Annotated in this window: 15 protein-coding genes and 1 tRNA gene; 5 read left to right on the top strand and 11 right to left on the bottom strand. The window is 60.0% G+C overall.

Features of this window, described 5'->3' with window-relative positions:
• Positions 1-106: 106 nt before the first annotated feature.
• From yihA to ttcA, 5 genes are all read right to left on the bottom strand, one after another.
• Positions 107-760 carry a ribosome biogenesis GTP-binding protein YihA/YsxC gene (yihA, locus tag ACR0JN_RS17270; RefSeq protein WP_480887454.1) on the bottom strand — a complete coding sequence of 218 codons (654 nt, stop codon included), beginning with the start codon at positions 758-760 and terminating at the stop codon, positions 107-109.
• Positions 757-1494 carry an MOSC domain-containing protein gene (locus tag ACR0JN_RS17275; RefSeq protein ID WP_480887456.1) on the bottom strand — a complete coding sequence of 246 codons (738 nt, stop codon included), beginning with the start codon at positions 1492-1494 and terminating at the stop codon, positions 757-759. Before ACR0JN_RS17275 ends, yihA begins: the two co-directional genes overlap by 4 nt.
• Positions 1491-3320, bottom strand: a complete 1830-nt coding sequence (gene yidC, locus ACR0JN_RS17280) for a membrane protein insertase YidC (RefSeq protein ID WP_480887459.1) — start codon at positions 3318-3320, stop codon at positions 1491-1493. The genes ACR0JN_RS17275 and yidC overlap by 4 nt, the downstream gene beginning before the upstream one ends.
• 125 nt (positions 3321-3445) lie before the next feature.
• A complete protein-coding gene (locus ACR0JN_RS17285; RefSeq protein WP_480887461.1) occupies positions 3446-4981 on the bottom strand; it encodes a putative bifunctional diguanylate cyclase/phosphodiesterase in 1536 nt (511 codons plus the stop codon).
• Between the two features lie 64 nt (positions 4982-5045).
• Complete coding sequence (gene ttcA / locus ACR0JN_RS17290; RefSeq protein ID WP_480887462.1) at positions 5046-5927, bottom strand: tRNA 2-thiocytidine(32) synthetase TtcA; 882 nt, start codon at positions 5925-5927, stop codon at positions 5046-5048.
• Between the two features lie 107 nt (positions 5928-6034).
• On the opposite strand from ttcA, the gene ACR0JN_RS17295 reads away from it, so the two are divergent.
• A complete protein-coding gene (locus ACR0JN_RS17295) occupies positions 6035-6970 on the top strand; it encodes an alpha/beta fold hydrolase (protein ID WP_480887463.1) in 936 nt (311 codons plus the stop codon).
• Positions 6971-6976: 6 nt separating this feature from the next.
• On the opposite strand, the gene yidD is transcribed toward ACR0JN_RS17295, so the two are convergent.
• The 3 genes from yidD to rpmH are packed head-to-tail and all read right to left on the bottom strand — an operon-like array spanning position 6977 to position 7790.
• Entirely contained in the window at positions 6977-7207 is a 231-nt protein-coding gene (gene yidD / locus ACR0JN_RS17300; RefSeq protein ID WP_480887465.1) for a membrane protein insertion efficiency factor YidD, read from the bottom strand.
• A complete protein-coding gene (gene rnpA, locus ACR0JN_RS17305; RefSeq protein WP_480887467.1) occupies positions 7204-7629 on the bottom strand; it encodes a ribonuclease P protein component in 426 nt (141 codons plus the stop codon). Before rnpA ends, yidD begins: the two co-directional genes overlap by 4 nt.
• Positions 7630-7655: 26 nt before the next feature.
• The gene (gene rpmH, locus ACR0JN_RS17310) at positions 7656-7790 is read right to left on the bottom strand and encodes a 50S ribosomal protein L34 (RefSeq protein WP_005980833.1); all 135 of its coding nucleotides are present in this window, start codon (positions 7788-7790) and stop codon (positions 7656-7658) included.
• 297 nt (positions 7791-8087) lie between these two features.
• Here rpmH and ACR0JN_RS17315 point away from each other — a divergent pair, with 297 nt between their 5' ends.
• From ACR0JN_RS17315 to ACR0JN_RS17330, 4 genes are all read left to right on the top strand, one after another.
• Positions 8088-8819 (top strand): TVP38/TMEM64 family protein, encoded by a 732-nt coding sequence (locus tag ACR0JN_RS17315; RefSeq protein WP_480818345.1) that lies wholly within the window; start codon positions 8088-8090, stop codon positions 8817-8819.
• A gap of 3 nt (positions 8820-8822) precedes the next feature.
• The gene (locus tag ACR0JN_RS17320; protein WP_480887468.1) at positions 8823-10241 is read left to right on the top strand and encodes a dihydrolipoyl dehydrogenase family protein; all 1419 of its coding nucleotides are present in this window, start codon (positions 8823-8825) and stop codon (positions 10239-10241) included.
• 19 nt (positions 10242-10260) lie between these two features.
• Positions 10261-11643, top strand: coding sequence for an ATP-binding protein (locus tag ACR0JN_RS17325; protein WP_480818343.1), 1383 nt, complete (start codon positions 10261-10263; stop codon positions 11641-11643).
• 64 nt (positions 11644-11707) lie between these two features.
• Positions 11708-11784: transfer RNA gene (locus ACR0JN_RS17330), tRNA-Arg, on the top strand.
• A gap of 399 nt (positions 11785-12183) precedes the next feature.
• Here ACR0JN_RS17330 and ACR0JN_RS17335 read toward each other — a convergent pair.
• Genes ACR0JN_RS17335 through ACR0JN_RS17345 form a run of 3 tightly spaced genes read right to left on the bottom strand, consistent with a single transcriptional unit; the run spans position 12184 to position 14509 of the window.
• The gene (locus tag ACR0JN_RS17335; protein WP_480887470.1) at positions 12184-13755 is read right to left on the bottom strand and encodes a mechanosensitive ion channel family protein; all 1572 of its coding nucleotides are present in this window, start codon (positions 13753-13755) and stop codon (positions 12184-12186) included.
• An 8-nt stretch (positions 13756-13763) separates the two neighbouring features.
• A complete protein-coding gene (locus ACR0JN_RS17340; protein ID WP_480887472.1) occupies positions 13764-14204 on the bottom strand; it encodes a hypothetical protein in 441 nt (146 codons plus the stop codon).
• A 14-nt stretch (positions 14205-14218) separates the two neighbouring features.
• Positions 14219-14509 (bottom strand): hypothetical protein, encoded by a 291-nt coding sequence (locus tag ACR0JN_RS17345; protein ID WP_480887473.1) that lies wholly within the window; start codon positions 14507-14509, stop codon positions 14219-14221.
• Between the last annotated feature and the right edge of the window lie 20 nt (positions 14510-14529).

The raw sequence follows: 14529 nt of genomic DNA on the forward strand, positions 1-14529 counted from the left end.
CTAAAGCAGTTCCGGTTTACCTAGAATCGCCAATGCCCTGACTCGCCTTCGGCGTTCTCGGGACATTGGCGATCAATCTTTTTAATGAGAACCGGAACTGGCGTGACTATTCCAGATGCGCGATTATTGAACGCAGGGTCGGAATGCCGTCGCCTTTCTCGGATGAGGTCAGCACGATCTCGGGGAAGGCCGCCGGGTGTTTGGACAACGCGCCGCGCACCTGATCCAGCACTTTCGCGCGATCCTTGGCTTTCACCTTGTCGGCCTTGGTCAGCACGGCTTGAAAGGTCACAGCGCTGGTGTCCAGCAGCTTCATGATCTCATCATCCACCGGTTTCACCCCGTGGCGGGCATCAATCAGGACAAAGGCCCGGCGCAGGGTCTGGCGCCCGCTCAGGTATTGTTTCAGCAGCCGCTGCCATTTCTCGACCACCTTCACCGGCGCATTGGCGTAGCCATAGCCGGGCAGGTCGACCAGATACAGTTCAGGACCTTGGGTGAAAAAGTTGATCTCTTGCGTGCGGCCCGGCGTGTTCGAGGCGCGCGCCAATCCTTTGGTGCCGGTCAGCGCGTTGATCAGGCTGGATTTGCCCACGTTCGAACGCCCTGCAAAGCAGACCTCCAACCGGTCGGGGGCGGGCAGGCCGTCCAAGGCGACGACACCTTTGACGAATTCGGATTCGCCTGCAAACAGCTTGCGACCGGTTTCTTTGGCCAGCTCGTCGGGGTCTTCGGCCAAGGGAAACGGAAGCGGGGTCATAGCACCTGCACCTTGTCGCCGGTTCGGATTACTCCGCCCTCCAGCACTTCGGCATAGACGCCGAAATCCTGATGGTCCCAGCTGTTCAAAGCGCCCAGTGTGTCGGCATCGCGATCACCCGTATCGGGGTTGGCAGTGGTCGCCAGACAGCGCGTGATGCGCTCGCGGACGCGGAACACGGCCTCTCCGATGCGGATGTCGCGGCCCAGCCAGTCGAACTCTTCCCAAAGCGGCAGGCCGTCGAACCAGATATTGCCGCGCCAGCGTACAATGGACAGATCGCGGCCCAGCCTCTGTTCAACTGCCCGGTGTGAGGCCATGTTACACAAGCTGATCGAAGGGAAATCGCTGTCCGTCATACCCCGTCCGGGGACGCGGACGATGCGGGCCGAGGCCGCGCGATCGGCAGGCATCAAGGGTTTGACCCAACCTAGAAACGCATCCTGCTGGGTGTCCGGCTCAAAGCTCAGGTCGGGGCGGTCAGGGTGGCGCAGCGTCACCGTATCGCCCTGCAACTGCGCCGAGATTGCCATCAGCTGGGGTGCCTTGGCCCCCCGGCTGAAATTGGCGCAGGGCACCCATTCCGAGCCATCGGCTTTCGAAGCCTCATGCGCGACGGCCCAAACACGATCCCCGGGCATGGTCTGCCCGGGGGTCATGGTGACGTGATCAAGGCTTTCGCGCCCGTGGCTTTTGATCGGGTGCCGCCACAGGCTGGTGACCGCGCCGCTCATTTGTCATCCGTCTTTGGCGTTTTCTTGAAGCCCGACTTGATGTTGCCGAACACATCAGGCGTATAGCCCTGACTGCGCATGATCAGGTATTGCTGGGTGAAGGTGATCGTGTTGTTCGCAATCCAGTACACCACCAGACCGCTGGCAAAACCACCCAGCATGAACATGAAGACCCACGGCATCCAGGCAAAGATCATCGCCTGCGTCGGATCAGTTGGCGCCGGGTTCAGCTTTTGCTGCAGCCACATCGAGATACCCAAGAGCAACGGCAGGATCCCGATGAAGATCAGCGCCATGAAGCTTTCAGGCTGCGGGGCTGCCCAGGGCAACAAGCCGAAGAAGTTGAAGATTGAGGTCGGGTCGGGCGCACTCAGGTCCTGGAACGGGCCAAACCACGGGGCCTGACGCAGTTCGATGGTGACGAAGATCACCTTATACAGCGAAAAGAAGATCGGAATCTGCATCAGGATCGGCAAACAGCCCGCGGCGGGGTTCACCTTTTCCTTCTTGTACAGTTCCATCATGCCCTGCTGCATCTTCTGGCGGTCGTCGCCAGCGGCCTCTTTCAGGGCCTCCATCTGCGGTTGCAGTTCCTTCATCTTCGCCATCGAGACGTAGGATTTGAACGCCAGCGGGAACAGGATTGCCTTGATGATTAGAGTCAGGCCGATGATCGACCAGCCCATGTTGCCAATAAGGGCGTTGATGTTGTGCAGCAGCCAGAAGATCGGCTTGGTCAGGAAGAAGAACCAGCCCCAGTCGATGCTGTCGATGAATTTCTGCACGCCTTCCTTCTGGTATTCGCGAATGGTCTCCCATTCTTTGGCACCGGCAAACAGGCGTGTCGTGACCTCTTCCGTAGCGCCGGGGGCGACGGTCAGCGTCGGCAGAACGGTTTCGGTCTGGTAAATTTTGCGGCGCGAGTCGTATTTGGCCGCCGCCTTGAAGGCCGAGCCCGGTTCGGGGATCAGCGTGGTCATCCAGTAGTGATCGGTGAAGCCGATCCAGCCATCCTGCTTGACCTGATACACCTCGGCCTGGGCGCGTTCGTTCGGGTCGATGTCGAAATCGCGCACGTCGCCGTAGTCGACCTCGGACAGGGTGCCATCGGCCATGCCGATCACGCCTTCATGCAGAATGAAGAAGTTTTTCAGACCCGGCAGATCGCCATCCTCGCCGATCCCATGGCGGGCGAGAATGCCATACGGTGCCATCCCAACTTCGGCCTGTGTGCCGTTTTCAACGGATTGCGTGACCGAGAACATATAATCCGCGTCCACCGAAATCGTGCGGCGGAAGGTCAGGCCGTTGCCGTTATCCCAACGCAGGGTGATGGGGCTGTCCACGCCCAAGGCTTCACCCTGTTCCAGGGTCCACAGGGTGTTGGGGCCGGGCACATCTGCGCCTTCCAGCCCTGCACCGGGTGCCCAGCCGTAAAGGGCGTAATAGGCGGATTCGGAGTCCACCGGCGCAAGCAGCTCAACGATGGGCGCGCCTTCATCAATGGAAACCTTGTAATCTTTCAGGAACAGCTCGTCGATGCGGCCGCCCGACAGCGACAGGCTGCCTTTCAGGCGCGGCGTGTCGATCTGCACACGCGGGGCCTGTTCTTCGGGCAGAGTTTCTTCCGCGGCAGTCGTTGCCTCGCCCACAGTGCCGGTTCCCGAGGCGCTGGGCGTCTGAACATCGGTGTCCTCGACAGCAGCGATCTCGGCCTGTTCGGTTGTAGGTGCCGGTTCCGGCGGAGGGAACAGGACGAACCAAACCAGGATCACCATGAAGCTGAGCGCGGTTGCGAGGATTAGATTCTTGTTCTGATCGTCCATCTGGGACAGCCACCTTGAGCAGTGAAAGACACCCGCAGGGTTCAACAGAGTGCAGGCCCAAAGGTCAAGCGGAATCGCCCGTAAATTCGCCTTGTACAGGCTTTCCGTGATGCAATTCCGCCCCGCTACCCGGTTTGCCGACCGATTTTGGGGACGCCCCCGATTTTATTGCGATGGGCAGTGATCCAGTCGATGGTTTTTTCGACGGGCATGGGTTTGCCGATCCCGAACCCCTGAACATGGTTGCAGCCCAACTGGGCCATCAAAGCGTGTTCGCCCGATGTCTCGACCCCCTCAGCCAGGGTCTCAAGATTCAACTTGTCGGCCATGGTCAGAATGGCGTTGGCCAGCTGCTGCTGGCTGGGGTCCTGATCGGACTTGGTGACGAAAGAGCGGTCGATTTTGATCCGGCACACCTTGAACCGTTTGATCGACGCAATTGACGCGTGGCCGGTTCCGAAATCGTCCAGATCAATGCAACATCCCAAGGCCGCCAGACCCGAGACGTTGCGGGTGATCACGTCATCGGGACGGTGCGAGAACACGGTTTCCAACACCTCAACCGCCAGCCGGTCCGGGGTCAGGTCGAATTGATCCAGCTCCCATTTCAGGCGGTCAATCAGGCTGGGATCGCGCAACTCGTCCGATGAGAAATTGATCCCGATCCGAGGCACGATCATTCCGGCGCGGTCCCAGTCGCGCATGGCGGCAAAGGCATGTTCGCGGATGGCCTGGCCAAACCGCTCCATCAGCCCGGCCTGCTCGGCAAAGGGCAGGAACAGATGCGGCCCTAGGACGCCCTTACTGGCGTGTTCCCAGCGGGCCAGCGCCTCAAAACCCGTCACTTGCCCTGTATCGGTCGAGATCTGCGGCTGGAGCCAAGGGCGGATTTCCCCGTTGTTCAACGCGGAGTCAAATTCCTTGCGCAAGTTGGTCCTGATTTTCGACCGGCGGCTGATCTCGGCGGAGTAGGCCCGAATGGTCGAGGGGCCATTTTGCTGCGCCTCAAACAACGCGCTGAATGCGGCTTCTTTCCAGTCGCTGGCCGTGCCGTCCGTGGCGTTGGTGCTGAGGCAGAACCCGATCGAGCAGGACAGGTACACGCCCGCTTCGTTCAGCATCACCGGGGTTTCGACCGCGGACTGGATGCGCCCGGTCAACTGGATACAGGTCTCCAGATCCAGGTGCTGCGCAAGGCTGAGACCGATCAAGATCCTGTGCCCGTCCAGCCGGGTCACGAAATCCCCGGTTCTGATCACCGAAAGGACGCGGGCGCAAACCTGCTGGTTGATATGCTCGGCGGCGGCCTGACCGTGCAGGTCGATGATTTGGCTGTGGCTGTCCAGCGCCAGCGCAATACACGCTGAGGTTTCACCGCTGCGATTGGCAGCCGCGAACACATCCCCAAGGGCGGTATCAAAGCCATCATTCGGCAGCAGCCCGCCCGATGATCCACGACCGGTTGCTCTGGGCCGGGACCCCGCTATGCCCGAGCCCGCCCATATCAGCGGCAGCCCCAGCGCGACCGCCACCAGCGCCCGTTCTCCGCCTATCCAGAAGGCCCCGAGGCTGATCGCGGGCACAAAGGCCAGCGCGGAAGGGCTGTCGAACACACCTGAGAGGGATCGAACCAATCGTCGAAAAAATAGGGAATTTCGCATCAGTTTCCGGGCCTTGGCTGACATCGCACAAGGCAGACCCTAGGAAACCTCTCTGAGTCAGTCGTTAACGCAAGCGCGGAATTTCTTCTGAATTTTCGTCGATTTCACCGGATTTCAGCGCAAGATTGGCGAAATCGAACAGTTTCGGGTCCAGCAGATGGGATGGCCGCGCATTTGTCAGCGCCCGGAACATGACCTGCCGCCGTCCGGGGCTGTTCTTTTCCCACTGATCCAGAATCTGTTTCACCTGCTGGCGCTGCAACCCGTCCTGACTGCCACACAGATCGCAGGGGATAATGGGATAGTTCATCGCGTTGGCGAATTTCTCGCAATCGGCCTCGGCCACATGGGCCAACGGGCGGTAGACGAACAGATCGCCCTCTTCGTTCACCAGTTTGGGCGGCATGGTGGCCAGACGCCCGCCGTGGAACAGGTTCATGAAGAACGTCTCAAGGATATCGTCGCGGTGATGGCCCAGCACGACCGCCGAACAGCCCTCTTCCCGCGCAATGCGGTACAGGTTGCCCCGCCGCAGGCGCGAGCAGAGCGCGCAATAGGTCCGGCCCTGCGGGACCTTGTCCATGACGACTGAATAGGTGTCCTGATATTCGATGCGATGGCGCACGCCCATGCGCTCCAGAAACTCGGGCAGGATGGTTGCCGGAAAGCCTGGCTGGCCCTGATCCAAATTGCAGGCCAGCAGATCGACCGGCAGCAATCCGCGCCATTTCAACTCATGCAGTACGGCCAGCAGGGTGTAGCTGTCCTTGCCGCCCGACAGGCAGACCAGCCAGCGCGGCGGTTTTCCCTCACCGCGTTCGATCATCCCGTACTGCTCGATGGCCTCACGGGTCTGACGCACGATGCGCTTGCGCAGCTTCTTGAACTCGGTGGTCGAGGGCGCGCCGGCAAACAGCGGGTGGATATCGTTTGCTTCATCAAACATGGGCCGTGGTTACAGCGCATGGGCGGAACGGGCAAGGCCGATGGTGCCGGTTTGGGGATGTGCGCCGGATGTGGTAGGACACCCGCATTTCAGGCAGGAGCGAATTCATGGACTATTTCTTTTCCGTCCGTGCCCGCAGGGGCGATGGGTATTCGAACAAACTGGGCGCGGCGCGGTATCTGGCCATCCCCGGTACTGCGAAACAGCCCGCGCGAAAACACGAGGTCCGGGTCTCGGACTGGCTTCGCGATGTTCAGGCCGCGGCGGGGGCAACCGACGAGGACAAGGGCCATATCGTCGTCTTTGTGCATGGCTTCAATACTGAGCAGTTCGAGATGCTGGAACGCCACCGCAAAATCCGCAAAGGGCTTGAGGCGCACGGTTTCAAGGGCGTCGTTATCAGCTATGACTGGCCTAGCGACGGATCTGTCTTGGGCTATAACTCGGACCGGGCCGAGGCGCGGCGGTCGGCGGACAAGCTGTTTGTGCACGGTATCAACCGGTTGTCCCGCATGCAGACAGCGGATTGCCGGTACAACATTCACGTGCTGGCCCATTCCATGGGCACCTATCTGGTACGCGAGGCGATGGATTATGCCGATGACGACCACGCTACGGCGCAGACCAGTTGGACCACCAGCCAGGTCGCCTTTGTGGCGGCGGATGTGTCGTCGAAATCCTTCCGGGACGGGAACCCCAAAACCTCATCCCTGTTGCGCCGCAGTATACGATTGACTTGCTATTACAGCCCGTTTGATGAGGCGCTGTCGGTTTCGGAAATCAAACGGATCGGCGTCTCGCGCCGGGCCGGGCGGGTCGGTTTGCCCGAGGACCGTGCAGACAAGGCTGTGAACCTGTATTGCGGCGCGTTCTACAAGAAGACCAAAGACAGTTATCCGGACGGGAAATCCGCCTCGCATAGCTGGTACTTCGATGCGCCGAGGTTCTACGAAGACCTGTATCACACCTTTATGGGTAGTCTGGACCGTGAGGTCATTCCGACCCGGGCGCGCACGGATCGCGGCAATCTGGCGCTGGTCTGAGGCGGTTCAGTCCTTGCGATCCGGCACCGGATCATAGCCATCGCCGCCCCAAGGGTGGCAGCGCCCTATCCTGCGAGCGGCCAACCATGCGCCTTTGATGGGGCCGTGTTTCTCCAGGGCCTCCAGCGCATAGGCGGAACATGTGGGCTGGTAGCGGCAATTGAACCCGACCCAGGGGCTGAAGATCAGCCGATAGGCCCGGACAGGTAGGGCAAGGATATGGGCAAACGGCGTCATTTCCCGGTGTCGTGCAGCTTGCGCAGCGCGTATTTCAGATCGCCGAGCAGGGCGTCAAAGGGGCGGTTAGCCGTGACCTCGGCCCGGCCGATCAGTACGTAATCCCAGCCGTCCAGCCCGTGCGCGGGCAGAGCGGCCCGCGCGGCCTCGCGCAACCGGCGTTTGGCGCGGTTGCGGGCGACTGCGTTGCCGACTTTCTTGGAACAGGTGAACCCCACACGAATGCCCGGGGCCTCATCGGGTGCACGTTTGCGGGCCTGTACCATCATCGAGGATGTGCCCTGCCTGCGCGCACGCGCAGCTTTCAGGAAATCCGACCGTTTCTGCAGAACGGTCAGAGTGTCACGCGCACAAACGGACGCCGCCGGGGGCTTTACCCTCGGCTGGTTTTTACCATCCTCAGGGGCCTCCGGCGGCGTCATGTTCATAACCTGAAAGGTCGAGAGGCTTATGCGCTCAGCGACTTGCGACCACGTGCGCGGCGCGCGTTCAGGATTTTGCGGCCGGCCTTGGTGGCCATGCGCGCGCGGAAACCGTGGCGGCGTTTGCGAACCAGGTTCGAAGGCTGATAGGTGCGTTTCATCGCTCCGTCTCCAATCTATAGCGGTGGGGTGCGGCGCGGATTCGCCTGGCCCTAGTGTTCGAAGCCCGTCCTCTACTGCTAAGGGCAGGGTAAGTCAAACCCCTAGGTGGGGGTTTTGTCGCTATTTGCAACAATTCTGTAACCGGGCAGGCCAAAAGATTTCAGAATCCGGGTGTTCCACACAGAAACGCTCACATTAACCGACACATGGATCAAGGCCGCGTGAAGCCTCTGTTGCTTGATGCCCAGGCGGCGCATCTTGTGGTGGAGATGAAACTGACAAAGCCGGACGGCGACATGAGCGATACCACCCAGGCGCCGCGCAGCGGGATTGCGCGCCATATTCCCTTGCTGATTATCCTGACGGTCGCCGCCGTCGGGTTCTTCACCCTTGGGGATTACCTGACCTTCGAGACCCTGCGCGACAACCGCGAGGCGCTTTTGGCTTGGCGCGATGGACATTACTGGGCGATGGCTGCGGCTTTTGTCGGTATCTACATCGTGATCGTAGCCTTTTCCCTGCCCGGCGCGGCCGTCGCCTCGATGACCGGAGGGTTCCTGTTCGGCCTGTTCGCGGGCACTGTCTTTAACGTTGTCGCCGCCACCATTGGCGCATCGGCGATCTTTCTGGCGGCACGCTGGGGATTGGGCGAGTCGCTGACCGCGCGGCTGGAATCCTCGGAGGGCACGGTTAAGAAGCTGAAGGACGGCCTGCGCGAAAACGAGATTTCGGTGCTGTTCCTGTTGCGTCTCGTGCCTGTCGTGCCGTTTTTCGTGGCCAATCTGGTACCCGCGCTGGTTGGGGTGAAGTTCCGCAACTTTCTGCTGACCACCGCGCTGGGCATCATTCCCGGAGGCATCGTCTACACCTGGATCGGCGTCGGTCTGGGCGGCGTGTTCGACCGGGGTGAAACGCCGGATGTCTCGCTGCTGTGGGAACCGTTCGTGATCGGCCCGATCCTTGGTCTGTGCCTTCTGGCCGCGCTGCCGATTGCGATCAAAGCCCTGCGCGGCAAAAAGGACAGCTGATCCATGACCGAAGTGAAAACCGATATCCTGGTGATCGGAGCCGGGTCCGGAGGCCTGTCGGTTGCCGCCGGGGCCAGTCAGATGGGCGCCGATGTGGTCCTGCTGGAAGGCCACAAGATGGGTGGCGATTGTTTGAATTTCGGCTGTGTGCCCTCGAAAGCCCTGATCGCCAGCGGCAAGGCGGCTTATGGGCAGGCGCATGCCTCGGCACTGGGCGTGGCGGATGTGGTGCCCAATGTCGATTATGCCGCCGCCAAGGACCACGTGCAGGATGTCATCGCACAGATCGAGCCGATGGACAGTCAGGACCGGTTCGAGGGCTTCGGCGTCAAGGTGATCCGCGAATACGGCAGCTTTGTCTCGCCAACGCAGGTGCAGGCGGGCGACACGCTGATCACCGCGCGCCGCGTGGTGATTGCGACCGGTTCGTCCCCTCTGGTGCCGCCGATCCCCGGTCTGGATCAGGTGCCCTATTATACCAACGAGACGATCTTTGACCTGCGCGACAAGCCCGAGCATCTGCTGATCATCGGCGGTGGTCCCATTGGCATGGAGATGGCGCAGGCCCATATCCGGCTGGGCTGCAAGGTCACTGTGATCGAAGGCATGCAGGCGCTGGGCAAGGATGACCCCGAGGCCGCCGCGATTGTTCTGGACACCCTGCGCACCGAAGGTGTCGAAATCCACGAACAGGCCATGGTCGCCCAGATTCGCGGCTCGGGCAGTAAGGTCGAGGTGGTGACCGAGACCGGCCAGATTTACGCGGGCACGCATCTGCTTCTGGCGGCGGGGCGCAAGGCCAATATCGACCGGCTGAACCTTGAGGCCGCCGGAATCGAGCCCACCCGCACTGGCATCAAGGTCGATGAGACGCTGCGCACCACGAACCGCAAGGTCTATGCCATCGGCGATGTGGCGGGAGGGATGCAATTCACCCATGTCGCGGGCTATCACGCGGGCATCATCATCCGCTCGGCCCTGTTTGGCCTGCCGTCCAAGGCCAAAACCGCGCATATTCCGTGGGCCACCTATACCGACCCCGAACTGGCTCAAGTCGGCCTGACCGAGGCGCAGGCTCGTGCTCAACACGGTGACAGGATGGAGATCGCGCGGTTTGACTACCACCACAACGACCGCGCAATCTCTGAGCGTAAAACGAAAGGCTTCATTAAGGTCATGGTCGTAAAAGGCCGACCCGTGGGGGCTACAATCGTTGGGCATCAGGCAGGCGAACTGATCAACTTGTGGTCGCTGGCGCTGGCCAATAACCTGAAGATGGGGCAGATCGCCGCGATGGTTTCCCCCTATCCGACGATCGGAGAGCTTAACAAACGCGTCGCGGGTGCTTATTTCTCGCCAAGGCTGTTTGAGAATCAAACGGTTAAACGAATGGTCAGGTTCGTCCAGCGCTGGATACCCTGACCGAAAAAGGGAGAGCAGAGTGAACTCGCTGTCAGGCCGATTTCTGATCCTGACCACGGTCTTCGTCATGTTGGCCGAGATTCTGATCTTTGTCCCCTCGATCGCGCGCTTTCGCGAGGATTTCCTGCTGAACCGGCTGGAACGCGCCCAGATCGCCTCATTAGCGCTGTTGGCCGACGACATGCTGGCCGACGATCTTGAGACCGAGCTGTTGGCCAATGCGGGTGTCTATAACGTCGTGCTGCGCCGCGACGAAGTGCGCCAGCTGATGCTGTCATCACCCATCCCCGAGCAGATCACCAAGACCTACGACCTGCGCGACGCCGGCCCGTGGGTTCTGATCCGCGATGCGATCTCCCGGCTGCTGACGCCCGAGAACGAGGTGATCCGCGTGATTGGCGAACCGGTCAAAAGCGCGGGCCTTTTGATCGAGGTGACAACTGACAGCATGCCCTTGCGCATGGCCATGACCGATTACGGCCTGCGCATTCTGGGCCTGTCCTTCGTGATCTCGATCATCACGGCCTTTTTCCTGTTTCTGGCCGTGCGCGTTGTGCTGGTGAAACCGATCAAAGGCGTGGTCGGCTATATGCAGCGCTACGCCAGCGCGCCCGAGGATGCGCGGGGCATCATCTCACCCAATTCCAAAGTGACCGAACTGCGTGAGGCCGAAGAGGCCCTGCAGCAACTGCAGACAGATCTGACCCAAGCCCTGAAGCAACGGGAGCGTCTGGCGCAATTGGGCGGTGCGGTGGCCAAGGTCAGCCATGATCTGCGCAATATTCTGACCTCGGCACAACTGTTCACCGACAGGATCGAGGCAAGCGACGACCCGCTGGTCCGCCGTATGGCACCCAAGCTGGTCAACTCGATCACGCGGGCGGTTTCCTTATGCGAAAGCACGCTGGCCTTCGGCCGCGCCGAGGAGCCTGCGCCGACGCTGACCATGGTGCACCTGCGCGACATCGCCGAGGACGTGGCCGCCAATGAACGGCTTGCCTTGGCCGATGCCTGCGTCGAGATCGCAAACGACCTGCCCGAAGATCTGGTGGCCCGCGCCGATCCGGAACAGATGTTCCGAGTGATCATGAACCTGGTGCGCAATGCGCGTCAGGCGCTGGTGGCTTCGGGCAAACCCGGGCGAATTACCATCGCGGGTTGCGAGTATGACAACAGCTGGTGCATCGAAATTCGGGATACCGGCCCCGGCCTGCCCCCCAAAGCCCGCGAAAACCTGTTCACCCCGTTTCAGGGCGGTGTGCGCAAGGGCGGCTCTGGTTTGGGGCTGGCAATCTCGCAGGAACTTGTCCGTGGGCATGGCGGCGATCTGCTGCTGAAAGACACTGGCCCCGAGGGAACCACCTTTGAAATAAGGCTGCCGCGCGGGGACGTGACTTTTTGAAGATTTTTTGAAGAATCGGCTTGCACGTGCCTGATCCCGGGTCTAAATAGCGCCTCACCAACGCGGACCGATAGCTCAGCTGGATAGAGTACTTGACTACGAATCAAGGGGTCGGGGGTTCGAATCCTCCTCGGTCCGCCACTTGGTAAATGTTGAACGTCACACGAACCTGACCCAACCGTCACAGTTGGACCAGAAATAAGGTGAACGTTCGACACTGGAAGACAGCCCAAAGATTCTCCTATTAGAAATGAAAACAGTTCCTGAGCTGCAGATCTGTTGCTGGAGCTAGAGATTATTCCAACTTTTTGGGTGTCGGTTAGCTGTTACTCGCGGCCCAGAGCCGACCTTGAACATGACCTTTTGTTGCTGCAACAGCAGCCCGCATTGCCGACATTCGCGGCGACTGCTCAACCTCGAAGGCTCTTAATATCTTCAGGGCGGACAAAGTAGCCGTTCCATTTCTGCACGCCAAGGGCGGTGTTGAGCGCTTCGCGAGGTTGCGAAAAGCACGAAGAAATGCGGTTCGTTGCATTGGCGTCAAGCCTGGAGCGCGGATGAGACCTTCACCAGCGTCGGAGGAAACGCCAGTACTGAGCCACTCGCGGAAACCGTTTTCAGCAGAAACAGAAGCAAGGCTTCGCGAGCATTCAGGAACGCCAAGTAGTCGGGCGCGATGACATAGCTAAATATCTCTATGTCAAGGGATGAGCGGGTCAGTTCAATTAGGTTTACGCGTGCGCCCGGTGCGATGTTGTCGGCTGGCTCAAGCTTGCGCCGGATGGTCTGGAGTATCTCGTTCACTTGGTCGGCTGTCGTGTCACTCCTGAGCGATAAAACCGTATTGAAAAGGAACTGATCGCGGACGGAGAAGTTCTCGATCTGCATTGATGCAAACGTGCCGTTCGGCACTGTCACGATGGTACGTGCGGGCGTTCTGATCTTGGTCGAGCGAATACCAATGTCCTCAACCGTACCCGAGATGTCGCCGAACTTACAGAAATCGCCTACCTCGACTGGCCGGTCTGCCACAACGTTGACGGACCCAACCAGGTTCTCAACTGTTTTTTGTGCACCGAGCGCAAGTGCCAGCCCGCCGATACCTAGAGCTGCGATCGCCGTGGTCACGTCGAAGCCGAGGATCTCCAGAACTTGGATGGTCAAAACGGCCAGGATGACGGCTTTCACGACCTTGCGCAGCAAGATCAGGGCCGCGATCGATGTGCGGTGTTCGTCCGGTTGTAAGGCGTTCCGTAGAACGTCGGCGATCAGATCGACGAGCTTCAGGCAGAGAAATGCCACCGCCAGCCAAAGTAACGTGACAGCAAGCCAGTCGGTCGCGCCACGTGCCACGACCTGGACACCGATTAGAATGACCGCCTCCCGATAGAGCGCGACTGCGATCACGGTTGCGAGGGGTATGACAATCGACCGCACGTTCAGGGACGTTCCGGTCTTAGCGATGAAAAGCCAATCTAGCGACCTCAGTACAAGGCGAGCCAGCATCATACCAACCAGACTGGCAAGAGCAGCGATCAGCACAATTGCAAGCCAATGGCCGATAGGAACTGTCAGCAGCTTGTGCGCCCTGAGATCGTCGGGCAGCAGTCGGTCGAGCGGACTTTCGCCTGCACGCTTGTGCAGTTCCGGTAGTGCGTCGACTATGGTGCGCGAGAAAAGCCAGATGAACTGTCCCTCCGCACCCCGCATTCGTTGAAGAGTGAGCGGCCACTCTTGCACACCGGCTCGAAGCGCGCCCACTTCTTCGAGATCGGCGCTCATCTCGTCGCTGAGGTTGCCCTCAGGGCTCGCCGAGATCTCGTCTGTCAAAAAGAAGTATCCGCCATCGTCCAGCAGGTGCTTCAACTGCATGGCGCGCTGAGGCCCTTGTGCATCGGGCAGATTGCGAAGGTCAAGGAAAAGTGCAGCCTTCGCCGGGTCCGCTTCCCGCATGGCTTTGAGATATCCATCAACAGTCCCGCGCGGCGTTGTCCGACCGTAAGGATCAGCTGTAGCAATCTGCCCCGAGTCCGCTGCCTGCGCCAGCGTCTGCGCGGGGATCGCCGCCAATACGGCGGCGAATGCCGTGATCGCAATCGTCTTCCAATTCATGTGATGCTCTACTTAGTTGCGCCTGCGAAATTGGCGACAGCCGTCAAGTAGTCGCCCTTAAACAATGCCGAGGTGCCGCTTTCCAAGCGTTTGAATCCATTCTCAAGCTCTGCAAGTTCAGCCGAGATTTCGCCGACGAGTGTTTGCTCGACAGTATCCAACATCTTGGCTTCGGCAGACGGCTTCAGGTTAAACGCGGCAGCGAGTGCAATGCCCGCAAAGGCAAGTAGCAGCACGCCGGCTGTCAGTGCCCCGACAATGACGCCAAATTCTGCGGCTAACGCGGTGAAGAGGCAGAACATCAGAAACCCGATGCCGCCCAGAGCGAGCAGCAGAGCAAAAGCGACGATGGATGCCTGTTTCGCCCCATGTAGCGCAGCGATCCTGAGACGCATCGATTTGATGCGCCCTAGAAGGGCCAGGCGACGGAAGGTGGTTGAGTTGACCATGAGCCCTTTGTCCCTTAGCGCCGCACGCAGAGCGAGGCGATGAAGCCAAGCGCAAAGGCCGTGGCGACCGACTGGATTGGGTGATGCGTGATCTCGGATTTCAACTCGTCCTTGCCCATCTTCATGGTGTGCTGGACGTTTTTCTTAATGGCGTGCATCTCTTCCTTCATCGCATCGTTTTCTTTGGCGAGGCGGGCGAGAAGATCAGTCACTTCGTCAGACAGGGTTTTGCCATCATTGGCAGGAAGGCTTGCAGCCTCTTGGGCTAGGTCTTCGACTTTGGCAGCGGTGGAATGTTTGGTCATGTCAGTCTCCTTGTTTTGAG

Source organism: Ruegeria sp. G12 (assembly GCF_056533565.1).